The 24,223-nt window shown below is 70.8% G+C and carries 28 protein-coding genes; 13 read left to right on the top strand and 15 right to left on the bottom strand.

The window, feature by feature from the left end; all coding sequences use genetic code 11:
• Nucleotides 1-14 precede the first annotated feature (14 nt).
• A complete protein-coding gene (locus tag OL358_RS00245) occupies nt 15-617 on the bottom strand; it encodes an exonuclease domain-containing protein (RefSeq protein ID WP_264707879.1) in 603 nt (200 codons plus the stop codon).
• 91 nt (nt 618-708) lie between these two features.
• Between OL358_RS00245 and OL358_RS00240 the strand changes: the two genes are divergently transcribed.
• Genes OL358_RS00240 through OL358_RS00225 form a run of 4 tightly spaced genes read left to right on the top strand, consistent with a single transcriptional unit; the run spans nt 709 to nt 3,737 of the window.
• Nucleotides 709-1,320 carry a dihydrofolate reductase family protein gene (locus tag OL358_RS00240; RefSeq protein ID WP_264707877.1) on the top strand — a complete coding sequence of 204 codons (612 nt, stop codon included), beginning with the start codon at nt 709-711 and terminating at the stop codon, nt 1,318-1,320.
• A complete protein-coding gene (locus OL358_RS00235; RefSeq protein ID WP_264707875.1) occupies nt 1,317-2,012 on the top strand; it encodes an HAD family hydrolase in 696 nt (231 codons plus the stop codon). Before OL358_RS00240 ends, OL358_RS00235 begins: the two co-directional genes overlap by 4 nt.
• A gap of 42 nt (nt 2,013-2,054) precedes the next feature.
• Nucleotides 2,055-3,128, top strand: a complete 1,074-nt coding sequence (gene ychF / locus OL358_RS00230; RefSeq protein WP_264707873.1) for a redox-regulated ATPase YchF — start codon at nt 2,055-2,057, stop codon at nt 3,126-3,128.
• A gap of 42 nt (nt 3,129-3,170) precedes the next feature.
• Nucleotides 3,171-3,737: an alpha/beta fold hydrolase gene (locus tag OL358_RS00225; RefSeq protein WP_264707872.1), complete on the top strand. Its 567-nt coding sequence runs from the start codon at nt 3,171-3,173 to the stop codon at nt 3,735-3,737.
• A 17-nt stretch (nt 3,738-3,754) separates the two neighbouring features.
• Here OL358_RS00225 and OL358_RS00220 read toward each other — a convergent pair whose 3' ends face one another.
• Nucleotides 3,755-5,134, bottom strand: coding sequence for a pyridine nucleotide-disulfide oxidoreductase (locus OL358_RS00220; RefSeq protein ID WP_264707870.1), 1,380 nt, complete (start codon nt 5,132-5,134; stop codon nt 3,755-3,757).
• Nucleotides 5,135-5,197: 63 nt separating this feature from the next.
• On the opposite strand from OL358_RS00220, the gene OL358_RS00215 reads away from it, so the two are divergent.
• The 3 genes from OL358_RS00215 to OL358_RS00205 all read left to right on the top strand — a co-directional run bounded on the left by OL358_RS00215 (nt 5,198) and on the right by OL358_RS00205 (nt 7,444).
• Nucleotides 5,198-6,166: a squalene cyclase gene (locus OL358_RS00215; RefSeq protein WP_264707869.1), complete on the top strand. Its 969-nt coding sequence runs from the start codon at nt 5,198-5,200 to the stop codon at nt 6,164-6,166.
• A 97-nt stretch (nt 6,167-6,263) separates the two neighbouring features.
• Nucleotides 6,264-6,998, top strand: a complete 735-nt coding sequence (locus OL358_RS00210; RefSeq protein ID WP_264707867.1) for a hemerythrin domain-containing protein — start codon at nt 6,264-6,266, stop codon at nt 6,996-6,998.
• Nucleotides 6,995-7,444: an SRPBCC family protein gene (locus tag OL358_RS00205; RefSeq protein WP_264707866.1), complete on the top strand. Its 450-nt coding sequence runs from the start codon at nt 6,995-6,997 to the stop codon at nt 7,442-7,444. The genes OL358_RS00210 and OL358_RS00205 overlap by 4 nt, the downstream gene beginning before the upstream one ends.
• Here the strand turns inward: OL358_RS00205 and OL358_RS00200 are convergent.
• Both OL358_RS00200 and OL358_RS00195 read right to left on the bottom strand, forming a co-directional pair.
• Entirely contained in the window at nt 7,441-8,175 is a 735-nt protein-coding gene (locus OL358_RS00200; RefSeq protein WP_264707865.1) for an EI24 domain-containing protein, read from the bottom strand. The genes OL358_RS00205 and OL358_RS00200 overlap by 4 nt on opposite strands.
• 38 nt (nt 8,176-8,213) lie before the next feature.
• The gene (locus tag OL358_RS00195) at nt 8,214-8,552 is read right to left on the bottom strand and encodes a hypothetical protein (RefSeq protein ID WP_264707864.1); all 339 of its coding nucleotides are present in this window, start codon (nt 8,550-8,552) and stop codon (nt 8,214-8,216) included.
• A 61-nt stretch (nt 8,553-8,613) separates the two neighbouring features.
• Between OL358_RS00195 and OL358_RS00190 the strand changes: the two genes are divergently transcribed.
• Complete coding sequence (locus OL358_RS00190; protein WP_264707862.1) at nt 8,614-9,102, top strand: hypothetical protein; 489 nt, start codon at nt 8,614-8,616, stop codon at nt 9,100-9,102.
• A 4-nt stretch (nt 9,103-9,106) separates the two neighbouring features.
• On the opposite strand, the gene OL358_RS00185 is transcribed toward OL358_RS00190, so the two are convergent.
• From OL358_RS00185 to OL358_RS00175, 3 genes are read right to left on the bottom strand one after another with little or no spacing between them, the layout of a single operon-like run.
• Nucleotides 9,107-10,045, bottom strand: a complete 939-nt coding sequence (locus tag OL358_RS00185; RefSeq protein WP_413631322.1) for a formylglycine-generating enzyme family protein — start codon at nt 10,043-10,045, stop codon at nt 9,107-9,109.
• Nucleotides 10,046-10,055: 10 nt separating this feature from the next.
• On the bottom strand, nt 10,056-10,181 hold the full coding sequence (locus OL358_RS00180) for a hypothetical protein (RefSeq protein WP_264707860.1): 126 nt from the start codon (nt 10,179-10,181) through the stop codon (nt 10,056-10,058).
• A gap of 39 nt (nt 10,182-10,220) precedes the next feature.
• Nucleotides 10,221-11,168, bottom strand: a complete 948-nt coding sequence (locus tag OL358_RS00175) for a helix-turn-helix domain-containing protein (protein WP_264707858.1) — start codon at nt 11,166-11,168, stop codon at nt 10,221-10,223.
• Between the two features lie 285 nt (nt 11,169-11,453).
• On the opposite strand from OL358_RS00175, the gene OL358_RS00170 reads away from it, so the two are divergent.
• From OL358_RS00170 to OL358_RS00155, 4 genes are read left to right on the top strand one after another with little or no spacing between them, the layout of a single operon-like run.
• Nucleotides 11,454-11,927, top strand: a complete 474-nt coding sequence (locus tag OL358_RS00170; protein WP_264707856.1) for a GNAT family N-acetyltransferase — start codon at nt 11,454-11,456, stop codon at nt 11,925-11,927.
• A gap of 42 nt (nt 11,928-11,969) precedes the next feature.
• A complete protein-coding gene (locus OL358_RS00165; RefSeq protein WP_264707854.1) occupies nt 11,970-12,803 on the top strand; it encodes a DNA-formamidopyrimidine glycosylase family protein in 834 nt (277 codons plus the stop codon).
• Between the two features lie 45 nt (nt 12,804-12,848).
• Nucleotides 12,849-12,971: a hypothetical protein gene (locus tag OL358_RS00160; protein WP_264707852.1), complete on the top strand. Its 123-nt coding sequence runs from the start codon at nt 12,849-12,851 to the stop codon at nt 12,969-12,971.
• 33 nt (nt 12,972-13,004) lie between these two features.
• Entirely contained in the window at nt 13,005-13,508 is a 504-nt protein-coding gene (locus tag OL358_RS00155; RefSeq protein WP_264707850.1) for a hypothetical protein, read from the top strand.
• 10 nt (nt 13,509-13,518) lie between these two features.
• Here OL358_RS00155 and OL358_RS00150 read toward each other — a convergent pair whose 3' ends face one another.
• The 3 genes from OL358_RS00150 to OL358_RS00140 form a co-directional block, all read right to left on the bottom strand.
• Nucleotides 13,519-14,097, bottom strand: coding sequence for a carboxymuconolactone decarboxylase family protein (locus OL358_RS00150; RefSeq protein ID WP_264707849.1), 579 nt, complete (start codon nt 14,095-14,097; stop codon nt 13,519-13,521).
• A gap of 91 nt (nt 14,098-14,188) precedes the next feature.
• Nucleotides 14,189-15,706, bottom strand: a complete 1,518-nt coding sequence (locus tag OL358_RS00145) for an MDR family MFS transporter (protein WP_264707847.1) — start codon at nt 15,704-15,706, stop codon at nt 14,189-14,191.
• Between the two features lie 199 nt (nt 15,707-15,905).
• A complete protein-coding gene (locus OL358_RS00140; RefSeq protein WP_264707846.1) occupies nt 15,906-16,118 on the bottom strand; it encodes a hypothetical protein in 213 nt (70 codons plus the stop codon).
• Nucleotides 16,119-16,174: 56 nt separating this feature from the next.
• Between OL358_RS00140 and OL358_RS00135 the strand changes: the two genes are divergently transcribed.
• Complete coding sequence (locus OL358_RS00135; protein ID WP_264710188.1) at nt 16,175-18,205, top strand: ABC transporter ATP-binding protein; 2,031 nt, start codon at nt 16,175-16,177, stop codon at nt 18,203-18,205.
• 4 nt (nt 18,206-18,209) lie between these two features.
• Here the strand turns inward: OL358_RS00135 and OL358_RS00130 are convergent, their stop codons facing one another.
• Genes OL358_RS00130 through nadA form a run of 5 tightly spaced genes read right to left on the bottom strand, consistent with a single transcriptional unit; the run spans nt 18,210 to nt 24,220 of the window.
• Nucleotides 18,210-19,160, bottom strand: a complete 951-nt coding sequence (locus tag OL358_RS00130; RefSeq protein WP_264707844.1) for a glycosyltransferase family 2 protein — start codon at nt 19,158-19,160, stop codon at nt 18,210-18,212.
• Nucleotides 19,157-20,302 carry a cysteine desulfurase family protein gene (locus OL358_RS00125; RefSeq protein WP_264707842.1) on the bottom strand — a complete coding sequence of 382 codons (1,146 nt, stop codon included), beginning with the start codon at nt 20,300-20,302 and terminating at the stop codon, nt 19,157-19,159. Before OL358_RS00125 ends, OL358_RS00130 begins: the two co-directional genes overlap by 4 nt.
• A gap of 14 nt (nt 20,303-20,316) precedes the next feature.
• Entirely contained in the window at nt 20,317-21,189 is an 873-nt protein-coding gene (nadC, locus tag OL358_RS00120) for a carboxylating nicotinate-nucleotide diphosphorylase (RefSeq protein WP_264707840.1), read from the bottom strand.
• Nucleotides 21,183-22,874, bottom strand: a complete 1,692-nt coding sequence (nadB, locus tag OL358_RS00115) for an L-aspartate oxidase (RefSeq protein ID WP_264707838.1) — start codon at nt 22,872-22,874, stop codon at nt 21,183-21,185. The genes nadC and nadB overlap by 7 nt, the downstream gene beginning before the upstream one ends.
• Nucleotides 22,871-24,220, bottom strand: coding sequence for a quinolinate synthase NadA (nadA, locus tag OL358_RS00110; RefSeq protein WP_264707836.1), 1,350 nt, complete (start codon nt 24,218-24,220; stop codon nt 22,871-22,873). The genes nadB and nadA overlap by 4 nt, the downstream gene beginning before the upstream one ends.
• Nucleotides 24,221-24,223: the final 3 nt, after the last annotated feature.

Here is a 24,223-nt window from a genome sequence, read left to right as displayed (position 1 = left end):
GTTCCGGCGGGTTCTCAGGCGACCGCGAACGTGACCGCGGTCGCCTCCGCCACGGCGATCTGGCAGACCCGGACGCCGCAGTACTCGGCGAGCAGGCCGACGTCGTCGGCGGCCACGCGACGTGCGGCGTCGATCATCACGTGGGCGCATGCCAGCGCATCGGCCGTCGCGTTGTGGTGGGCGAACTCGGCGAATCCGGCCTCCGCGGCCACGTAGGGCAGCCGGTAGGACGGCAGCTGGTAGACCTTCCGCGCGACCTGCAGGCTGCAGGCGTAGCGGTAGGGCGGGCAGTCATCGCCGGTCGCCTCGCATGCCCGCTTGATCACTGCCATGTCGAAGCCCGCGTTGTGGGCGACGAGCACGTCGCCGCCGACGAAGGCCGTCAGAGCGGGGAGCTGCTCCGTCCACGTCGGAGCATCCACGACGTCGGCGGCGGTGATGCCGTGGATGCGGGTGTTCAGATCGAAGAACACGTCGTGGCCCGCCGGGGGCCGGATGAGCCAGCCGGTCTGGTCGACCACGACGCCGTCGCGCACTCTCACGAGGCCGACGGCGCACGCGGAGGCATTGCTGGGGTTCGCCGTCTCGAAGTCGATCGCGGTGAAATCCAATGCCACATGCCCAGACTCACCCGCGAGGAGCCCGGTCGGCCGGAGGCGCGCCGCAGCGCCTGGCTCGGAGTCGATGAGGCCCGCTACGGTGACCCCCATGCGAACTCTGACCGTCTGCAACTTCGTGACCGTCGACGGAAGGTACGAGGACGACGATCACGACATCCGCTCGTTCTTCGAGCATCAGCATCCCGACTATGCGGGGGCCGATTCCTTCGACCACTACACCGCGGGACTGCTGCGCGACGCCGGCACCCTCGTGCTGTCCGGTCGGCGCTCCGCGCTGGGCAACCTCGACTACTGGGCGGGGGTTCGGAAGAGCCCGGATGCCACGGCGATCCGCCGCGAGATCGCCGATCTGATCCTCGGCGCCGAGAAGCTCGTCGTTTCCGACACCATCACCGAGGACGACGTCGCCCCGTACGAGAACCCGCGGATCGTGCGCATCGCGGACGCGCGACGGGAGATCGCCGAGCTGAAGAGCGGCGACGGGGGCGGCATCCTGATCCTCCTGGGGCGCGTGCTGTGGAACGACCTGATCCATGCGGGTCTCGTCGACGAGCTGCACCTGGTCACGTTCCCCCTGATCGCCGGGTCCGGGGTGCCGCTGTTCGATGCCCGTCCGCCCGTCGCACTCAAGCTCCTGGGCACCCACGCGTGGGAGGAGTCGGGCAACGTGCTCATGCGGTGGCGGGTGGACCCGGTGTGACCGGCGTGAAGGCGGTGTGCTTCGACCTGGACGGCACCCTGCTGCGCGACGACCACGTGGACGAGGTGGTCCGCGCAGCCGGAGACGAGGCGGCGCGCAGGTTCGGCCTCGACTCCCGGTTCGTCGACGACGCCGTGCGCGCCCTCCACGCGTACTGGTTCGGCGTCGGAGAGAGCCCGCTCCTGTCGACCGTGCCGACCGACGGCCTGCCGGTGGACGTCTGGGCGGCGGCGCTCCGTGCCCGCGGGGTCGTCGAGCCGGATGCCGCGGCGTCGGTCTACCGGCGCCAGATCCAGCTCGAGGCCCGGGCGGCGCGCCTGTACGACGAGAGCCTCGAGGTGCTTGCGGCCGTGCGAAGCCGTGGGCTGCGCACGGCGGTCATCACCAACGGGCCGAGCGATCTCCAGCGCGGCAAGCTCGACACCGTCGGCCTCGACGGATTCGACGCCGTCATCGTCTCGGGCGAGGCGGGACACCGCAAGCCCGAGCGCGCGATCTTCGCGCTCGCGCTCGCCGCCCTCGGCGTCGACCCCGACGAGGCCGTTCACGTCGGAGACAACCAGGTCGCCGACGTCGGGGGCGCGCGCGGCGCGGGGCTCACCTCCGTCTGGATCAACCGGAACGGCGCGGCAGCGGCATCCGATCCCCATCACACCGTCACCGACCTGCGCGAGCTGCTTCCGCTGCTCTGAGCCGTCCGCCCACCTCGGCCGCCGCAAGTAGACTCGACCCCCGTGGCTCTCACCATCGGAATCGTCGGACTGCCCAACGTCGGCAAGTCCACCCTCTTCAACGCCCTCACCAAGAATCAGGTTCTCGCGGCGAACTATCCGTTCGCGACGATCGAGCCGAACATCGGGGTCGTGAATCTGCCGGATGCGCGACTCGACAAGCTGGCCGAGGTGTTCCACAGCGAGCGCATCCTGCCGGCGGCCGTGTCGTTCGTCGACATCGCCGGGATCGTGCGCGGCGCCTCGGAGGGGGAGGGGCTGGGGAACAAGTTCCTCGCGAACATCCGGGAAGCCGACGCGATCGCCCAGGTCGTCCGTGGGTTCGCCGACGACGACGTGGTGCACGTCGAGGGCGCGGTCAACCCGCAGAACGACATGGAGACCATCAACGCCGAGCTTCAGCTGGCCGACCTCGAGACGCTCGACAAGGCGATCACGCGCTACGAGAAGGAGGTCAAGGGCAAGAAGCTCGACCCCTCGGTGCTCGCGACCGCGATCGAGGCGCGCGACGCCCTGCAGCGCGGTGAGCTGCTGTCCGCGTCGAAGATCGACCTCGCTCCGATCCGCGAGCTCGGGCTGCTGACCGCCAAGCCTTTCATCTTCGTCTTCAACGTCGACGAGGCCGTGCTGACGGATGCCGCGCGCAAGGCGGCCCTCGAAGCGCTGGTCGCTCCCGCGAAGGCCGTTTTCCTCGACGCCAAGATCGAGTCCGAGCTGATCGATCTCGACCCGGAGGACGCGGCGGAGCTGCTCGCCTCGACCGGCCAGGACGAATCGGGGCTCGATCAGCTCGCGCGCATCGGCTTCGACACTCTCGGCCTGCAGACCTACCTCACGGCGGGGCCGAAGGAGGCGCGAGCCTGGACGATCGGCAAGGGCTGGAAGGCTCCCCAGGCGGCCGGCGTCATCCACACCGATTTCGAGAAGGGCTTCATCAAAGCCGAGGTCATCTCCTTCGACGACCTGGTCGCGACCGGCTCCGTCGTCGAGGCGCGGGCGAAGGGCAAGGCGCGTCTCGAGGGCAAGGACTACGTCATGCAGGACGGCGACGTCGTGGAGTTCCGCTTCAACGTCTGAGTCCGCCCGCGTGACCGCCCGAATTCGAGAGGATCACCTCCTATGACCGACATCCAGTTCTTCGAGCCCGAAGGCCGGCGCATCCCGTTCGTCGAGGAGGGCGAGGGCCCGGTGAAGCTCGTCCTGATCCCCGAACGCGGCCAGGACGCGCTCGGCGTGGTCGGACACTACCTCGCCGAGGAGGCGGGCTTCCACGTCGTGCGGATCGGCTTCCGCGCCGGCTCGGGCGGCCGACTGGCGGCCGGCGAGCACGCCGAGGACGTCATCGACGTGATGGACCACCTGGGCTGGGATCACTCCTGGATCGGCGGTCACGGGTTCGGGGGAACCGTCGCCCGCACCGCCGTGGACGCCCATCGGGACCGCGCGAACGGTCTGCTGCTGCTCGGCGTCGAGGACGTCGACATCCCTCTCGCGCCGGTGCTGCCGGTGCTGATCGTCCAGGGGTCGGACGACGACGTGAATGCTCCGTCGAACGGCGACGCACTGCAATCGACGGCGCCCGAGCGTGCGAGCGTGAAGACGCTCGCGGGCCACGGCCACCTCTTCCCCGCGTCGGATCCGATCGAGACCGCCGTCATCATCGAGGAGTATCTCGACTGGGACTGAGTCGCGAGACGGCGGCGCTACGCGTTCCGTGCGAGCTCGAGCAGTCGCGCGCGTCCCGGCCCGATCCATTCCTTCAGGCGTGACCGCGCCGCAGCGACCGCCGGGTCGTCAGCGCGATCGTGAGGGATGCGCACCGGATTCAGCGTCGTGCGGTTCGACCACTCCCGAAGGTCGCTCTCGCCGGACATCGCCAGTGAGGCGTCGCCGCCGATGACCTGCATCACCGCCCAGTCAGCCGGCGTATTCGAGTAGGGCGACGGCCGGCACACCCGGTTCTTCTCCGTGTCGTCGTCGCGGGTCGCCTCGACGTAGCCGGCGAGGGCCGCCCCGAAGCAGGGGAAGCCGACGCGCACGGGCTGCGGCGTGATCGCTTCGCGGGTCCAGATGGGGCGAAGACCGGGGTACTTGAGCCCGTCTGCGGCGCAGTGCACGACGAGGGCGCCCGGAGGCACGCGCACGTCGGCGTCGTCGTCGAAGCGCAGCACGCCTGCGCCCACGCTGCGCAGGTGTCCGCGCCGTACGACGTCGTCGATCGTGCGCAGGTGCTCGAGCTCCCACAGCGCCAAGGTCGGGGTCTTGGCCATCGTGGGCGTGACCGTGGGGTCGATGCGCAGCATGATGCCGGCATCCTCCATCCGCAGGAAGGCGTCGTCGGCGCTGGACGCCTGCGCCGCGGCAGCCATCGTGTCCGCGGCCATGCCGAGGAAGATCGCCGGGTCGGGCTGCACCACGGCGCGGTTGAGCAGCCACGGGTCCCGAGGCCTCACCCACGTGATCCCGTTCGGCGCAACGCCCTGCTGCCGCAGCCACACGCACGTGTCTGCGGCGGTCTTGCCCGCACCCACCACGACGTAGTGCGACGGCGCCTCGTCGAGGCGGACCAGATCGTTCACGGCGACGACCCGCGCGTCCTCCTCGACGGCGAACGGCGGGGGAGTGAGCGAGGGGATGCTCGGCGCGAGGTAGCGGGCGTCGACGACCCGTGCGCGCGGAGCATGGAAGCGCGCGCCGCTCACGAGCGAGGCGAACCGGCCCGCACCGGTGTACTCGCACCGGCCGTGGAAGGACACGCGACCGGTCGCGACCATGGCGGCGAGCACGGCGTCGTAGTACGCGCACACCTCGGGTGCGCTCGCGCGTTCGTGCAGGCCGCGCTCCGGCCCGGTGCTCTGGACCCGGCCACCGCCGAGCAGCGTCGACGCCACGCCGTAGAACGCGGACGCCTGGTGCAGCCTCACGAAGCCGTAGGCGTCGAGCCAGTGGCCGCCCGCGGCGTGCCGACGATCGACGATCGCGACGGTCGCCGTCTCGTCCGAGGTGATCAGTGCGTCGACGAACGCCATCCCCATCGCGCCCGCTCCGACCACGACGTAGTCGACATCGACGACCGACTCCATGCGCTCATGAGAGCAGTCGGCGCGGGTCTCGTCAATGTCTGCCCCGCTCGCTACCGTGCTGGCATGCCGATCTCTCCGACTCTGCGCGACTGGCTGCTCGATTCCGACCCGGCGCTGCGATGGCAGGTCGAGCGCGACCTCCTCGCGGTGCCCGACGACGTCTGGCAGGCGACGCGCGCGAGGGTAGCGGTCGAGGGGTTCGGGGCGGCGCTCATCGCCGCGCAGGATCCCGACGGCCAGTGGGCGGGAGGGTCGTTCTTCCCTGCCGGCTTCTTCGACAGCGACGAGCCGAACCAGCCGGGGCAGCCGTGGGTCGCGACGACCTGGGTGCTGCGCGACCTCCGCGAATGGGGGGTGGATGCCGCCGCCCTGGGCGACACCGCCGCGCGGCTCGACGCGAACAGCCGCTGGGACTACGACGACCTGCCGTACTGGGGCGGTGAGATCGACGTGTGCATCAACTCGTACACCCTGGCGACCGGCGCGTGGCTGGGGGCGGACGTCTCGGCGCTCGCCGCCTGGTTCCCGGCCCACCAGCTCGCCGACGGCGGATGGAACTGCGAGGCCGAGGAGGGCAACTCCACGCGCTCATCGTTCCACTCGACGCTCAACGCGCTGCGCGGCCTGCTCGCGTACGAGCAGCTCACCGGCGACACGAGCATCACAGAGGTCCGGCACCGGGGTGAGGAGTACCTGCTCGAGCGGCGCCTGCTCTATCGGGCGACCACGGGTGAGCCGGTGGGCGCGTTCGTGGGGCGATTCGTCTACCCCAACCGTCATCGCTACAGCGCGCTGTTCGCGCTCGACTACTTCCGCGCGGCATCGCTGCACGACGGCACCGCGCCCGACCCGCGCCTCGCCGACGCGATCGACCTCGTGCGCGAGGCGCGCCAGCCCGACGGCCGCTGGCTGCAGACGACCCCGCTCGCGGGGCGCACCTGGTTCGACGTCGACGTCCCGGAAGGGCAGCCGTCGCCCTGGCTCACGCTCATGGGGATCCGTGTCCTCGACTGGTGGGATGCCGCGCACTGACCCGCTGTGCGCGCCGCGGTCGCGGGTGTATTGTTCGGCTGTCGCCGCAGGTCCTGGGGAACGCGGCGACCACGGGCGCCACCACTGGGGATGGGACATGGTCACGAAGCTGCCGTCGTCCGGCGCGATGCCCGCCGGACAGGAAGCGGGGTGCGACACGTCGGGGCTGATCCTCGTCCACCGCATCTTCCGCTGGCTCTATCGCGAGCTTCCCGGTCTGATCCGGGAGGTCGAGCCCGGCGACACGGACCGCTCCGCGATCATCGGGCGCTATGCGCACCTGGACTTCTTCGCCCTCCACATGCACCACGAGACCGAAGACATGGCGCTGTGGGACAAGCTCACCGAGCGCGATCCCGGGTGCGCGCTGCACGTCGACCAGATGCGTGCACAGCATGCCGAGGTCGCGGCGCAGCTCGCCCGCATCGAACCGCAGCTCGCGCCCTGGGTCGCGACCGCTGATGCCGAGCTCGGCGAGACCTTCGCGCGCGACATCGAGGTCCTTCGTGACACGCTCCTCAAGCATCTCGGGCAGGAGGAGTACGAGATCATGCCCCTGGCCAGTGCACTGCTGTCGCAGCAGGAGTGGGACTGGATGGAGGACCACACCCGCGCGACGCTGGCGAAGAATCGCAAGGAGCTGGGCAACGACATCCTGGCGCTCCAGGCGGGTCTCCTCATCGCGAGCGTTCCCGACGACGAGCGTCACGAATGGATGCGCGCGAACATTCCGGCTCCCCTCCGCCTGCTCTACTCGCTGCTCATGAAGCGCAAGTACGACCGTGCGATGCGCGAGCTCTATCCCGATCGTCCGGTTCCCTCGATGGTGTGACGACCGTGTGGAAGCGCGTGGTGCTCGAGGCTCACCTGCCGCACCCGCCGGAGCGCGTGTACCCCTACCTCGCCGATCCGGCCCGTTGGCCCGATTTCGCTCCGGCAGTGGCGTTCCGGCAGCGGATCGGCGACGCGCCCGCCGAGGTGGGGAGCAGGTGGTGGGCGGTCGACCGGATCGGACCGTTCCGGATCCGGTTCGCCGACGTGCTCGAGAGCATCGAGCCGGTCGAGCGGGTCGTCTGGCACTCGAGCGCGCCGTGGAACTCCCGTGTCGAGTACGTCTGCCTGCCCGAGCGTGGAGGCACACGGGTGCACGCGGCCTACGAGGGCGACATCGCAGGGTGGCTCGCGCTCACGGCGCTCCTGCCCGGATTCGCCTGGCGGCGGATTCTCCTGCGGGACTTCCGCGGCCTCACGCGCCTGCTCGACGCCGAGGTCGGCTAGACCGGCGATGCAGGCGCGGTCTCGCGACCGAGGAGGGTCGCGCCGGCGACGGCGGCGGGCATCGTGATGACGGCGCCCAGCGGCACCATGAAGCACAGCTGCGTCGCGACGCCGAATCCCAGCATCCGGCCCCGGTGCCTGCGCAGGTGGGTACGACGATCCTGCGATGACAGGCCGCGCGCGATCAGGGCACGTGAGGTCAGCTCGTCGGCGAGCAGCCATCCGGTGAAGGTGACCGCGAAGACCGTGCTGAGGATGCCTCCGAGCGCCGGGATCAGCGCGATCAGCGTCGCGACCAGGGCGATGCCGATGCCCCGCACGATGAGCCACAGGCCGTCTGCCGCCGACCGCCAGAAGCCGTAGGGAGCCTCGGCGACCGGCGTGCCGGCGTCGGCTTCCACCGCTCGCCAGATGCGCTCGTAGAAGGGATCGCCCACCACGAGCGTGAGCGCCGTGAACGACACCGCGACGAGCACGAGCGCAGCGGCGAAGACCGCGGTGCCGACCGTCACCCTGACGACCGTGGCCCAGACCGTGGGCCAGCCGTCGGCGAAGGGCGTCATCGTCTCGGTGAGCGCCGGCAGGAGGGCGCCGAGAGTGATCAGTCCCGCGAGGAACAGCGCGCCGACGATTGCCGCGGGGACGAGACCGAGCGCCATGAGCCCCGGTCGTGTCCGCCAGTACGCGAATCCGCGCCCGAGCGCGGCGGCTCCTCGGAACAGTTCGCGCATCCGCTCAGCCTAGGCGCGGTCCGTGCCCCGCACCCCTCTCACGCCGCCGTGCGCTCGAATCGGAGCCCCTCGACGACGAGCGCACCACCCTCGACCGCGCCCGGCTCGGCGATGCCCGCGACCGGACGGAAGACCACCACGTCGCCCTGCACGTCGTAGAAGCCGGCGTTGTACGGATCTTCGGTCTCGGCCGCCGCGAAGTCGTAGCCGTCCGCAGAGCCGCCGGGAACCGACGGGAGATCCCATCCGCGATGGAATCGTCCGCCTGCGGAGAGCACGTAGAAGCGGGTGGACGCGACGCGCTCGCCGCTCCCCGGCGGCCCCGTCACGTCGAACACGAATCGATGTGCGGAAGCGAGATAGACGCCCTCGACCATGAGCGCAACCGTACGCCCCGATAGTGTGTGCGTCACGCCACGCGACGAGCAGAGGAGCAGGATGCGCACACGAGCCCTGACCGCGGCTCTCGTGCTCGCGGCCGCATGCGCACTCTCCGGGTGCACGGGCGGATCGTCGGGGAGCCGCCACACGCTCTACGACAGCATCGACGCGCTCGCCGCGGACAGCTCGGCGATCGTGGTGGGCGAGGTCGCTCGGCAGCGTACAGAGGGCGAGACGACGATCTCGTCGGTCGTGGTCGGCAGTGCCCCGACGAATCCTCAGCTCGGCGCGGAGGTCGACGGCGGTGCGAGCGCGATCGAGTCCGGTGACGTCGTCGACGTGCGGCAGACGACCTCGCCGTACCTCGAGGTCGGTGGCCGGTACGCGCTGTTCCTCACTCCGACCATGCTCGAGGGCGACGCCGCGTCGCAGTTCTACGTCACGGGAGCGGAAGCGGGAATCTACGCGTGCGAAGCGGACTCGTGCCACCGCGTGGCACTCGACAGCGGTGACGACCTTCCCGAGACGATAGAGCTCGCCGGCTAGCGGCTCACGCGTCTCGTGCGCACCGGAACCCGATGTGCGTCGTCGAGGAGTCCTCCGCCTGCGGCGACCGGGCTGCCGGACGGAAGCGCAGGCAGTAGTCGGGCGAGCACAGGTGCGAGCCGCCCTTGAGGGCACGCCGGGGCACGCGCGACCCCGCTTCGGCGCTCGACGCCGCGAGAAGGTCGACCCGGTCCTCGCGGGCGACCGTGGCGCCGCCGACCTGATGCCGGGGGGAGTAGTAGTCCGTCGTCCACTCCCACACGTTGCCGATCGTGTCGACGAGCCCGAAGTCGTTGGCGGGGAACGAGCCGACCGGCGCGGTCGTCCCCGCGTACGCGGCGCGGGTCTCGTACGGGAAGCGCCCGATCCACGTGTGCGCACGCGGCTCGCCGCCGGGGAAGGGCTCGTCGCCCCACGCGAACGCATGACCCGCATGGGCGCCGCCGCGCGCGGCGTACTCGAACTCGGCCTCGGTGGGCAGCCGCTTGCCCGCCCACGCCGCGTAGGCGGCGGCATCCGCGAACGCCACGTGCACGACCGGATGCCGCGACCGGCCGTCGATCGACGAGTCGGGTCCTTCGGGATGACGCCACGAGGCTCCCGGCTGCCAGCGCCACCACTGGCGCCAGTCGCGCAAGTCGACCGGTCCCGGTGTCGGCGTGAAGACGAGCGAACCCGGCGAGAGGTCCTGGGCGGGCGTGCCCGGGAACTCGGCCGGGTCGAGCGCGCGCTCGGCGATCGTGGCATAGTCGGTGTCGGCCACGAATCGTGCGAAGTCGTCATTCGTGACGGGGTGGCGATCGATCCAGAACGGGTCGACGGATGCCTCGTGCGCGGGCCGCTCGTCGGGGTAGAAGTCGTCGCTGCCCATCGGGAACGCCCCGCCGGGCAGCAGGACCATGTCGCCCATGCCGGCGACGGCCTGGGAACCGGCATCCGTCATGGTGTCCAACCTAGAGGTCGAGCCGCTCGCCGACCGCCTTCTCACCGCACTCGAAGCCGAGGAGCTCGAAGAAGCCCGCGGCCGCATCGAGGTCGCGGACGATGCTGCCGAAGTGCTCCAGACTGCGTACGCCCATGCGCGTGCTGCTGCGGGGCGCCGCCGACGTCGGCGAGCGCTATCGCCGCAGCGTCGTCGAGGGGTGCTCGCTGAACGTCGCGGCGTACTGCTGCGCGAAGCGCCCCGGGTGCGCGAAGCCCCAGCGGAACGCGACATCCCGCACCGACAGGCGCGGATCCGTCGACGCGAGCAGCTCTTCGCGCGCGAGCCGCAGTCGCAGCCGCCGGAGGTACTGCATGGGGGTCATGTCGTACGCGCGCCGGAACGCGGATTGCAGCGACCGTGTCGTCGTGGCCGAGGCGATCGCGACGTCGCCGACCGTGATCGGCTCGTGCGCGTGCGCCTCCATGAACGCGACCGCCAGACGCACGCGCCGGGACTGGATGCCGCGATCCGGGCGTCTGTCGAGGTCGACGAGCGGGTACGAGCTGAGAATCGACACGACGGCGTGCCGGCGCATCTGGGCGCGCACGAGAGCCGCGTCGCGCAGCGCGGAGTCCGACCGCATCATCGCCTCGAGGCTGGCGACGGCCTCGCCGACGAGGGCCGGGTGACGCCGGTGCGTATTGATCCCGTTGAGCCGGAACGGCGCGTCGGGCATGCCGTTGAGCGATTCCGCGACCCTGCGCACGTAGGCGGTGTCGAGCCCGACGGTGCGGATGTGGGCACTCGTGAACTCGACGCGCATCTCGACGTCGGGCGGGACTATGAACGGGACCGAGCCGTTCCCGCGCTCGTCGCCGACCCGCCAGCGATGCGAGCCGCGCACGGCGTGGGCGATCATCAGGTCGGAGAAGGCTTCGGTGCCCGATCGGCACCGGCCTTCGAAGCGAAGCGAGGCCACAGAGACGGTGTCGTCGATCGCGGCCGACATCGCGTACGCGAAGCTGCGGTCGGGCGTCGCGGCGAGGTCCATCGGCGCCGAGTACAGGTCGGTCATCGACCGCTGCGCCTCGGCGAGGCTCGACGTCCGCGAGGACTGCCAGCGGATCTCGTCTGTGGTCACTGCGGCGTCCCGGCCTCGCTGCGGGACGCGTGGCGGGCGAGCTCCGTCGATGCGGGGGCGCCGGGGTGGGGGGCGGGTGTGGGGATGGGCAAGATGACTCCGAGGGGTCCAGCGGGGAGAAGCAGGAAAGCATCCGTCGGAAATCCGTTCCTGTACAGGGGGTTGACTTCCATGAGGGTCCCGAGTTAGCCGCGCCGCCTTCATCGAGGCGCAGGCGAACCCCGGTCCGCCCCGGCGCATGTCAAGGGGCTCGGTCGCCTGCCCTCGTTCCCGTATACAGGAGGGGTGCCCGACGACATCGACATCCGCGCCATCGCGCCGGAGGACGCTGGTGAGACGCTCACTCTGCAACGGGCGGCGTTCGTGCAAGAGGCGCTGATCTACGACAGCGTCCAGATGCCGCCACTCATACAGTCGCTCGAGGAGTTGCGGGCTGAGCTGGTCGAGAACCTCGGGTGCGTGGCGCGTGAGAGCGGACGGATGCTGGGAGCGGTCCGCGCCCGTGCCGACGGCGACCTGCTGCTCATCGGACGGATCGCGATCGCGCCGGACGTTCAGGGGCGGGGTATCGGCAGCAGACTGCTCGAGGCGGTCGAGAAGCGGGGACGGGAGGCGGGATGCCGCGAGGCCGAACTGTTCACCGGGTCCCTCAGTGAGGCCAACCTGCGGCTCTACGAGCGGACCGGCTATCGCGAGACCACACGGGTCGACGGCGACGACGGCATCGAGCAGGTGTTCCTGCGCAAGTCCCTGGCCTGACATGCCACCGCCGATGTCGGCGGTCGATGCCAGGATGGGACCATGCCGGAGTCGCCGGAAGTACAGGCCCTCGTCGATTTCCTCGCGGACCGCGCGGTCGGCCGCCGTGTCGGCGAGGTCGACGTGCTCGAGTTCCGCACCGTCAAGACGAGGCAGGTGCCGCCGTCGACACTCGCGGGGCAGACGGTCACGGGAGCCGAGCGCCACGGCAAGCACGTCGCGCTCGCCTTCGGCGATGAGAAGACGCTCGTCGTCTCGCTGGGTCGTCACGGCTGGATGCGCTGGCGCGAGCCCGGCGACGAGGCGACCGTCGCCGCGGACGCGCCGCCGGCGCTCGCGCTGTTCGGCCTCGACAGCGGTCAGACCATCGAGGTGACCGACGCCGGCTCGTGGGTCTCGCTCGGACTGCACGTCGTCGACGACGCCATCGCGGTTCCTGCGGTGGCGAAGCTCGGACCGGATCCGGCCGACCCCGCGTTCTCGCCGAACGATTTCGACGTGGCCCTCGGCGGCCGGCGCAAGCAGGTCAAGGCGATCCTGCAGGAGCAGGAATCCCTGGCCGGCATCGGGAACGCCTACTCCGACGAGATCCTGCACGCGGCGAAGGTGTCGCCGGTCGTCCACGCCGCCGCATTGGACGACGGTGCGCGCGAAACGCTCTACACCGCGACCGTGGGCACCGTGCGCGGTGCGATCGAGGCGCAGCGCGGCATCCCGATCCACGAACTCAAGGCAGCGAAGGTGGCGGCGATGCGCGTGCACGGCCGTGCGGGTGAGGCATGCCCGGTGTGCGGCGACACGATCCGCGACTTCTCGTTCGCGAGCACGACCGCGCAGTACTGTCCCACGTGCCAGACGGGCGGGTCGGTGCTCTGAGCCGACGTGCGGCTCGGCCATCGCAGGCGCAGGTAGCATGGCGGCATGACCACTTCGCAGACTCCCGCTCCCGCGACTCTCCAGCCCATCGCCGACGAGAAGAACCTCCTCACCGTGGTGGAGTCTGCCGGGTCGTGCTGCGGCGGCGGCAGCTGCAGCACTGTCTGAGCCCGCTCCGTCGCGCGAGAGGCTGACACTGCGATGACCGACGATCAGCTGAACATCACGCCGCGCGTCGCACGAGTGCTCATGACCGAGGAGGCCATCTACGGTCTCATCCTGGTGTCGGGCATGATCGTCGTGAGCGCCGGTGGCAGCTCGTGGAGCGCGTTCGTCACGGTCCTCATCACCGTCCTCGTGTTCTTCGCGGCGCACGTCTACGCCGGCACGCTCGGCCGCCTCGCCGCGACCGACGGTCATTCCGGGCTCCGCGCGAGTCTCGCTTCGGCTGTCCGCCAGTCGAGGGGAATGGTGCTGGCTGCGATCGCACCCCTCATCGTTCTGCTTCTGGGCACCACGCGCGTGATCGAGGACGACACCGCACTCTGGCTCGCTCTCATCGTGAACACGCTGATCCTGGGCGCACTCGGCTGGGTCGCTGTCGCCCGGTGGAGCACGCATTGGTGGCCCCGGCTGCTCAGCGCCCTGCTCACGGCGGCGTTCGGTGGCGTGCTGATCCTGCTCAAGGCCGTCATCCACCACTGACGTGCCGCTCTCACCCCTCCAGTGGTGACAGCAGTGCCTCGACGAGGCCGGGACTCAGGTCGGGCACCTCGTCGACCGGCACGGCCAGGGCGAGAAGCATGCGACTGAGGAAGTTGCGAGCGGATGCCGCGATCGTGATGTCGACGATCTGCCGGTCGGAGAAGCCGACCTCCCGCAGACGCAGGGTGTCGGCATCCGTCATCTTCTGCGGCTCGGTGGACAGACGTTCCGCGAACGCCATCACGGCGACATCCGCCTCGCTCAGGCCGGCGTCGGTGTAGTCGCGCGCGAGTCGTTCGAGCTGGGCCTCGTCCACGAGTCCGGCCCGCAGGGTCTTGCGCCCGTGCGCGAGCAGGCAGTGCGACGAGCCGATCGCCCGCGCCGCGCCGAGGGTCGCGAGTTCGTACGTGCGCAGTCCGATCGACGGGACGGCGGCCTTCAGCAGCGATTCGAACGCCGCGTGGGCTTCGGGGTTCACCGCCATCGCACGCGTATGGGTGAAGACGAAGCCGACATCGGCCACGTCGCCCGCATACATGTCGGACACGTGTCCGGTCGCCTGGTCGGGTTCAGGGGTCTGGACGATCATCGGGGCCTCCTGCGGATCGGTGGAGGACACCCACAATGCCGGATGCCCCACCCCCGGGTCGAGGGGATGGGGCATCACGGTGATACCGGACTCAGTGGGCGGAGTGAGCGCCCATCGGCTGTTCGGCCGGCTTGCGGACGAGGAACGCGCCCACCAGCAGCGGCAGCGACAGGATCGCGGCCGTGAGGAAGGCGGCATGCGTGCCCGCGGAGCCCGCCGCGAGCTCGTCGGCGCCCGAGGCGGATGCCGCGGCCGACGCCGAGGCCATGACACCGAACATGAGCGCGATGCCGGCTGCGCCGGCGACCTGCTGCGCCGTGCCGACGACGGCCGACCCGTACGAGTAGAACTTCGGCTGCAGCGACGCGAGCGAGGCCGTGAACAGGGGCGTGAACGACAGTGCCAGGCCTAGCGAGAGCACGGTCTGCGCGACGGCGACGAGCCACACCGGCGTCTCGGTGCCGAACGACGTGTAGAACCACAGCATCGCGCTCGTGATCACGGCGCCGGGCACCAGCAGCACCGTCGTGCCCCAGCGGTCGTACACGCGGCCGATGAACGGACCTGCCAGGCCCATCGCGAGGGCGCCCGGGAGGACGACGAGCCCGGTGGTGAGCGGGTCGACCTCGAGCACGTCCTGCAGGTAGAGCGGAACGACGGTGATCGCGCCGAAGAAGGCCATCGACATGATCACCATCTGCCCGATCGACAGCGAGAAGTTCGCGCTGCGGAAGACGCGAAGATCGAGCAGTGCGTCGTCCTTGCGCTGCAGGATGACCTGACGCCAGCCGAACAGGCCCAGCGCGATCACGCCCACGACGAGCGACACGACGAGCGTCGTGGTCGACGCGGCGCTCGCGGCCGCGGCATCCGCACCGCTCCCGTGCCCGCCGGCGCCGAGCTGGCTCAGGCCGAAGACGAGTCCACCGAAGCCGAGGGCGGAGAGGATCACCGAGAGCACGTCGATCGGGGCGTGCGTCGTCTCGCCGAGGTTGTGGATCCAGCGTGCGCCGACGAACAGCGCCACGACCGCGATCGGGAGCACGATGCCGAAGATCCATCGCCACTCGAAGTTGTTGAGGATCGCACCCGCGAGGGTCGGCCCGATCGCCGGGGCGAGCGAGATGACGATGCTGACGCGCCCCATCATGCGGCCGCGGATGGCCGCGGGCACGACCGTCATGAGGGTCGTCATGAGCAGCGGCATCATGATGGCCGTTCCGGAGGCTTGCACGACGCGCGCGATGAGCAGCATCGTGAACCCCGGGGACAGGAATGCGATGAGCGTTCCCAGCGAGAAGAGGCCCATCGCGGCGATGAACATCGCACGGGTCGTGAAGCGACGCAGGAGGAAGCCCGTGATCGGGATGACGACCGCCATCGTCAGCATGAACGCGGTCGTGAGCCACTGCGCGGAGAGCGCCGTGATGCCGAGATCGGTGATGAGGTGCGGGATCGCCACGCCCATCGTGGTCTCGTTGAGGATCGCGACGAAGGCGGCCGCGAGGAGCAGCCAGATGACGCGGCTCTCCCGCGGGCCGAGCGTGGGGGTGGATGCCGCGGGCAGCGTGACGCTGCCGGTTGCGGGCTGCATGTCGGTGGCGGCCATAGGGTCGTCTCCTCTATGGGGTCGAAAGGGCGGGAGGGGCCATGCCGGGATGGCGAGATGGCCATGCGTCGATGGCGAAAGAGGGCGTGCGAAAACGGCAAGCCCTCAGGATAACGGCGGGGTCGGACACGACATTCCCGCAGGGACCGGATCTCTCCGGCTTCTCGTCAGGGGCGGGTTGCTCCCGCGAGAACGGACGTCAGTTCTCGAGCGTCTCCTCGGACGCCGGGCGGTCCCACTTCTCGGAGCCGATCGCGTCGGTCGGGCGGGGCGCCGGCTCGCGCTCCTCGACGATCGAGGGGAGGGGGTTGAGCAGCTCCTCCTCGGGGATCGCCTTGAGCGCATCGATCTCCTCGCGGAGCTCCGCCAGGTCGGAGCCGTCGTGGGCGGGGGTCTCAGGCGTGGAGGTCATGGCGTCAGCCTAGCGCCGGGGTGGGGGAGGCCGTCACTAGGCTGGAGAAGGTGAGCATGCGTGGCGGTGGAGGCGGCGGCGGGGGCGGCCATCCCGGCTTCCGCGGTGTCGACATCGACGCGCAGAAGAAGATCAACGCGGCTGCCCCGAAGATCCCGCACCTCGCCCGCCGTGTCGTGGCGCTGTTCCGCCCCTACACGTGGTCGCTCGTCTTCACGGCGGTCCTCGTCGTCGTCGGTGCGGCCATCGCGGTCATCCCACCCTTGATCGTGCAGCGCATCTTCGACGACGCCCTGTTCCCGACGGACGGCTCTCCGCCCGACATGCCGCTGCTGTGGCGACTGGTCGGTCTCATGATCCTGCTGTTCCTCGCCTCGGCGGGCCTGGGCGTGCTGCAGACGTGGTTCACCTCGACGATCGGCAATCGGGTCACCGGCGATCTGCGGGTGACGCTGTTCGATCATCTTCAGGCGATGGAGCTCGGGTTCTTCACCCGCACCAAGACCGGTGTGATCCAGTCGCGCCTCCAGAACGACGTCGGCGGAGTGTCGGGGGTGCTCACCAATACCTTCACGAGCATTCTCGGCAACGCCGTGACCGTCATCGCGTCGCTCGTGGCGATGATCATCATCGACTGGCGGCTGACGATCATCGCCGTGGTGCTCATGCCGATCCTCGTCATCGTGCAGCGCCGCGTCGGCCAGGTGCGCGCCCGCATCGCGGGCGAGACGCAGGAGTCGCTGTCCGAGCTCACCTCCATCACGCAGGAGACGCTGAGCGTCTCGGGCATCCTGCTGTCGAAGTCGTTCAACCGTCAGCGCGCCGAGTCCGCGCGCTACGCCGACGAGAACCGCAACCAGGTACGCCTTCAGGTGCGCCGTGCGATGAGCGGGCAGGGGTTCTTCGCCGTCGTGCAGGTGCTCATGGCCAGCGTCCCCGCCGTGATCTACCTGGTCGCCGGCTCCCTCATCACCGGCGGCGACGTCGTGATCACCGCCGGCACCGTGGTCGCGTTCACCGCGGTGCAGGCGCGTCTTCTCATGCCGCTCATGGGACTCATGCGGGTGAGCCTCGATCTGCAGACCTCTGCGGCCCTGTTCGCCCGCATCTTCGAGTACCTCGACCTCGAACCCGCCATCCGCGACGCTCCCGCCGCGATCCCGGTCGAGCGCGCTCCCGGTCCGCTCGGACGCATCGAGTTCCGCGACGTGGTGTTCCGCTATCCGGATGCCGCGCCCACCGCCCGTCCGACCCTTCAGGGGGTCACGTTCACCGCCGAGCCGGGCCAGCACGTCGCGTTCGTGGGGCCGTCCGGCGCCGGGAAGACGACGGTGCTGTACCTGACGCCTCGCATGTACGAGGCATCCGACGGCTCGGTCCTCTTCGCGGGCGAGGACGTCCGTGCGCTGCAGCAGGAGTCGATCATCGACCAGGTGGGCATCGTCTCGCAGGAGACCTACCTGTTCCACGCGACGATCCGGGAGAACCTGCGGTACGCCAAGCCCGAGGCCACGGACGCCGAGCTCGAGGCCGCGTGCCGGGCGGCGAACATCCACCACATCATCGAGGGGTTCGACCTCGGCTACGACACCGTGGTCGGCGAACGCGGCTACCGTCTCTCCGGGGGCGAGAAGCAGCGCATCGCGATCGCGCGCGTGCTGCTGAAAGACCCTCCGGTTCTGCTGCTCGACGAGGCGACCTCCGCGCTCGACACCGTGTCGGAGCGCGTGGTGCAGGAGGCACTGGATGCCGCGGCCCGCGGCCGCACGACGCTGTCGATCGCTCACCGGCTGTCGACGGTGATGGCCGCCGACATCATCCACGTCGTCGAGGCGGGGCGCATCGTCGAGTCGGGCACCCATGCGACGCTCCTCGCGCGGGACGGCCTCTACGCCGAGCTCGCAGCGGAGCAGCTCGCCGCGTCGAAGATCCTCGAGATCGAGGAGTCCGACGCACCTGCCGACCATCCGGATCGCCGTGCCGATCGCCCGCCGGCGGAGCGCGCCTCCCGCGCCGGCGCCGCGGCGCGACCCGCGCAGACTCCTGCGGAACCGTGGGTGGCCGCGCCCGACCTGCCCAGCGCCTGAGCGGCTACCAGGCGGCGGCCTCGGCGGCGGGGGCGTCGAGCGCGGCGCCGTCGCGGGCGGCGAGCCGCCGCACGAAGGCGCCGAGCGTGCGGCGATACTCCGCGTCGGGGTGGTCGCGCGCGATCTCGACGAGCGGCGGCAGATCCATCGAGAGGATGAGCCTCACGCGGGATGCCGCCGCGCGCGGCTGGCCCGCGGCATCCAGGACCGCGATTCCACCCGCGAGCGCCTCGAGGTAGTCGCGCAGCACGGGCAGCTGCGACTTCTGCTGCGTGATCGAGGATCCGTCCGCCCGCTCCCGCCATTCCACGACCACATCCGGGACGACGTCGAATCCGCGTGCCCGCGTGTACAGCTGCTGTGCGACGATCTGGTCCTCGTACGCCTTCCCGACGGGGAATCGCAGCCCCTCGCGACGCCACAGGTCGAGGCGGCTCACCTTCGACCACGCGACGATGTTGCCGGATGCGTCGGGATGCGCGTCGAGGGTGGTGGACAGCCGCTCGGGGTCGGTGGCGGCGGCGACCCACGGCTGCACGTGTCCGGCGCGGTATCCGCCGGCGGCGTCGGGGCGCAGCCGCACGTACGCGCCGAGCGCGAGGTCGCTCCCGCTGCGCTCGACCGTGCCTACGAGGCGCTCGAGCGCCCGAGGCGTGTAGCGGTCGTCGGCGTCGAGGAACGCGACGTACGGGGTCGCCACCAGGTCGAGGCCGGTGTTGCGTGCGGCGCTGAGCCCGGCGCGCACCGCATGGTGCACGACACGGAAGCGCGCGTCCGCGTCGGCCGCCGTGTCGAAGATCGCCCCGGTGCCGTCGGTCGACGCGTCGTCGATGAGGATCGCGTTCCACGCGGTCAGCGTCTGCGCGCGCAGCGAGTCGACGGCCTCCTGCGCGAAGTCGGCCACGTCGTAGCCCGGGACGATCACGGTCACGACGGGCTCGGGCGACGGGGTCACCCGCCCGATCGTACAGCGGCGACGGATGCCTCGACCGCCGCCGCGACGGCATCGAGCGGCTGGTCCAGCGAGGCCGGGAATGTGAAGCGCACTGCGGTCTGCGCGACCTCGGGTGCGATGCCCATCGCGACGAGCACGTGCGACGGCTCGTCGCTTCCGGCTGCGCACGCCGAGCCGCTCGACGAGACCACTCCGCGCCGCTCGAGCTCGAGCAGCACCGCTTCGCCGGACGTCCCGGCGAACGTGAAGCTCGCCGTGCCCGGCAGACGATGCACGGGATCTCCCGTGAGCGCGGCGGCGGGCACCGCGGCGAGCACCTGCGCGACGAAGCGCTCGCGCAGGGCGGTGACGCGAGCGGATGCCGCGGCGCGTCCGGCTTCGGCGAGCTCGAGCGCGGTCGCCAGTCCCACGGCGCCGGCGACGTCCTCGGTGCCGCTGCGGCGGCCGCGCTCCTGCCCGCCGCCGTGGAGGAGCGGCTCGAGGGGAACGCGACCGCGCACGGCGAGCACGCCGGTGCCCTTGGGTGCGCCGAGCTTGTGTCCCGCCAGCGAGATCGCATCGACGCCGAGCTCCGCGGCCGACAGCGGCAGCCACCCGGCCGCCTGGACGGCGTCGAGGTGCACGGGCACGCCGCGCTCACGTGCGGCCGCGGCGATCGCCGGGACATCCTGCACGGTTCCGACCTCGTTGTTCGCGTACCCGATGCTGAAGAGAGCCGTGTCATCGCGGAGAGCCGCGCGCGCGGCATCCGGATCCACGCGCCCGCGCTCGTCGACGCCGACCAGCGTCACATCGAACCCGTGGAGGCGTTCGAGGTAGCGGGCGGATTCGAGGATCGACTCGTGCTCGATCGGCGTCGTCACGACGTGGCGCGAACCGTTCAGCTGCGCGCGGCCGAGCGCGATGCCCTTCACCGCGAGGTTGTTGGCCTCGGTCCCGCCGGAGGTGAAGATCACATCGCCGGCGCGCATCCCGAGGATCCGCGCGACGCGGGCGCGCGCGTCGTCCAGCGCCCCGGCGGCGTCTTCGCCGACGGTGTGGTGGCTCGACGGGTTGCCGAACCGGCTGGTGAGGAACGGCATCATGGCCTCGAGCACCTCGGGTCGCACCGGGGTGGTGGCCGCGCTGTCGAGATAGAGCATGCCCATCGCCGGCTTCAGGGCGCGTCGATGCGGACGTCGAGGCCGAGATCCAGCGCGCGCGCCGAATGCGTGAGCGCGCCGACCGAGATCACGTCCACGCCGGTCTCGGCGATCGCGCGCACGGTTTCGAGCGAGACGCCGCCGGATGCCTCCACCGTGGCGCGCCCGGCGACCAGGGCCACGCCCGTGCGCAGATCGTCGAGCGAGAAGTTGTCGAGCATGATCGTGCCCACGCCGGCGGCCAGCACCGGCTCGATCTGGTCGAGCCGGTCGACCTCGACCTCGAGATGCGCGGTGTGGGGGAGCCTGTCCTTCGCCGCGAGCAGCGCGGCCGTCACGGACGAGCCCCACTCGCCCGGCGCGGAGCGTGTGAGTACGGCGAGGTGGTTGTCCTTCGCCATGACGGCGTCCGAGAGCGACCAGCGGTGGTTGCGACCGCCGCCGTCGCGCACGGCCCGGCGCTCGAAGGCGCGCAGCCCCGGCGTCGTCTTGCGCGTGTCGGCGATGCGGACCCGCGTGTGGGCGACCTCCGCGACGTAGCGGGCGGTGAGGGTGGCGGTGCCCGACATCCGCTGCACGAAGTTCAGCCCGACCCGCTCAGCCGTGAGGACCCCCCGGGCCGGCCCGGTGACGACCGCGAGCACCGCGCCGGGCTCGAACCATTCGCCGTCTTCGACGACGAGCTGGACGTCGATGCGAGGGTCGGTCAGCCGGAACGCCGCCGCGAACACTTCGCCGCCGCTGAAGACGCCGGGTTCACGCGCGACGAGATCCGCGCGAGCCGTGGCCGTCTCGACGATGAGGTACTCGCTCGTGAGGTCGCCCCAGGGCGCGTCCTCTTCCAGGGCCGCGGCGACGGTCCGGTCGATCGTGGCGCGAGTCAGCATGCGGTGGCCTCCTCGTGGGTGAGCGCAGCGGCAGAACTCCACGCATCGGGGGTCGCGACAGCGTAGTACGCACCCGAGGTGTCGGCGGCGCCGTGGATCTGTGGAGTCTCGTCAGTCGGGTCATCCGACCGGAAGTGCGCGCCGACCGACTCTCGTCGCGCGCGTGCCGCCGCGACCAGTGACTCTGCGACGAGCAGCAGGTTCTCGTCCTCGTACTCCACCTCGGTCTGCGGCTCGCGGATTGCGGCTCGCCAGCCCGCGATCACACGGGCAGCGTGCGCGAGACCGGCTTCGTCGCGGACGAGGCCGGCGTCGTCCCACATCAGCGCCTGCAGCGCTTCGCGCGAGAACACGCCGACGTCGGAGGACGGCGGCACGGCCGGAGCTGCGGGGCGGGTGCGCGCGACGGGCTCGGGCCAGGCTCCGGATGCCGCGTCCTGGGCGATCACGTCGCCCGCCCTCGAGCCGAACACGGCGCCCTCCAGGAGGGAGTTCGACGCCAGCCGGTTCGCGCCGTGCACGCCCGTGCGAGCCACCTCGCCGACGGCGTACAGGCCGGGAAGCGTCGTTCGTCCGAACAGGTCGGTCGTCACGCCCCCCATCAGGTAGTGGGCCGCCGGGGTGACAGGGATGGGCTCTCGTGCCCAGTCGAGGCCGCGGTCGCGCACGGCGCGGTCGATCGTCGGAAAGCGCCGCGCGAGGAATGCCGCGCTGTCGGCGTCCGCGGTGAGGTGCGTCGCGTCGAGCAGCACCGGACGACCGCCCTGCAGCTCCATGCGGTGCGCGATCGCGCGCGCGACGACGTCGCGGGGTGCGAGCTCGCCGTCGGGGTGGACGTCGAAGACGAATCGGCGACCGGCCTCGTCGATCAGGGTGGCGCCCTCACCGCGCACGGCCTCCGAGACGAGGAACGCGTCTCGGGCCGCGGGCTCCGAGGCGTCGTCGCGTCCAGGGAGGACCGTCGGGTGGAACTGGAAGAACTCGAGGTCGCGCACGTCGGCACCCGCGCGGAGCGCGGCGGCGATCCCGTCGCCCGTCGCGACAGCCGGGTTCGTCGAGTGGGCGTACAGCTCGCCCGCGCCGCCCGTGGCCAGCACGACGGCGTCGGCGTCGATCACCTCGCGCGAGCCGGTGATCGCGGAGGAGGCGTCGGTCGCGGCGCGATCGCCGACGAGCAGCTCCACTCCGCGCACGCACCCGCCCTGGAGCACGAGGTCGACGAGGAACGCGTGCTCGATCACGCGCACGTCGCTGGCGCGGAGACGGGCGACGAGCGCCTTCTCGATCGCGGTGCCCGTCGCATCCCCTCCGGAATGCAGGATGCGCGGGTACGAGTGGGCCGCCTCGAGACCCTTGACGAATCCGCCGTCGGCATCGCGGTCGAACGACACACCGAGGTCGATGAGCTCCTGGATCCGTGCGGGACCCTCTTCGGCGAGCACTCGCACGGCGGCGGGGTCGCTCAGGCCCGCGCCGGCCACGAGAGTGTCGCGGATGTGGTCCTCGACGCGGTCGTCATCGAACATGACGCCCGCGATCCCGCCCTGCGCGTACCGCGTGTTGGCGTGCTCGAGCACGTCCTTCGTCACGAGGGTCACGCGGCAGCCGTGATCCACGGCGTGGATCGCGACGGTCAGCCCGGCGATGCCGCTGCCGACGACCACGGCGTGAACAGGCGTCGTCATGAGGCGTTCTCCCATGCTGCGGCGGGCGCTGCCGGCGGTTTGGCCGCGAGCATGCGCTCCAGCGCGAGGCGCGCGGGCTCGGCGACATCCTGCGGCACGACGATGCGATTGCGCACCTCGCCGGCGACGAGTCCCTCGAGCACCCACGCGAGGTACCCCGGGTGGATGCGGTACATCGTCGAGCACGGGCAGACGACCGGGTCGAGGCAGAAGATCTCGTGCTCGGGATGGGCCGCGGCGAGGCGCTGCACGAGGTTGACCTCGGTGCCGATGGCGAACGTCGTCGGCTCCGTCGCACCCTCGATCGCGCGGCGGATGTAGTCGGTCGACCCGGACTCGTCGGCGGCGTCGACGACCTCCATCGGGCACTCGGGGTGCACGATGACGCGAACACCCGGGCGCTCGGCGCGCGCCTTCGCGATCTGGTCGACGGAGAACCGGCGGTGCACCGAGCAGAAGCCGTGCCACAGGATCACGCGCGCATCGTCGAGTTCGGAGGCGGATGCTCCGCCCAGCGGCTTGCGCGGGTTCCACATCGGCATCTGCTCGATCGGCACGCCCATGGCCTTGGCGGTATTGCGGCCGAGGTGCTGGTCGGGGAAGAAGAGCACTCGGCGTCCGCGCTCGAACGCCCACTCGAGCACGGTGCGCGCGTTGGAGGACGTGCACACGATGCCGCCGTGGCGCCCGACGAACCCCTTGATCGCCGCGGACGAATTCATGTACGTCACCGGGATGACGGGCACCCGGCCGTCCTCGTCGGCCGCGTCCATGTCGCCGTAGACCTCGGCGAGCTGCTCCCAGCAGTCCTCGACCTGGTCGATGTCGGCCATGTCGGCCATCGAGCATCCGGCGGCGAGGTTCGGCAGGATCACGGACTGCTCGGGGCGCGAGAGCAGGTCGGCCGTCTCGGCCATGAAGTGCACGCCGCAGAAGACGATGGCCTCGGCATCGGGATGCTCCAACGCCGCGTTCGCGAGCTGAAAGGAGTCGCCCACGTAGTCGGCGTGCAGGACGACCTCTTCGCGCTGGTAGAAGTGACCGAGCACGACCACGCGATCGCCCAGCGCGGCCTTCGCGACGCGGATGCGCTCGGCGAGCTCAGCCTCTCCGGCCTCCCGGTACTCGGCCGGGAGCTCGCCCTGTCGGGGGGAGCCGGTCGGGATGACGTCGCCCATCGACGAACCCGGCCCGTAGCCGGGGCGGATGTCGAAGTCCCATGGTCCCGACGCGAGATCGGTATTGCACGTCTCCGCGGTGGACGCGCCTGCGACGATCGCCTGGATCGCGTGGTCGACCGACGCGTCGGACTCGGGACGGGGCTGCAGGGTGATGTTGACGGCCATGGC

This window comes from Microbacterium sp. SSM24, from assembly GCF_025989145.1.
GTDB lineage: Bacteria > Actinomycetota > Actinomycetes > Actinomycetales > Microbacteriaceae > Microbacterium.
Note: the sequence above shows the minus strand (reverse complement) of the source record. Positions and strands in the feature narration are given on the sequence as shown.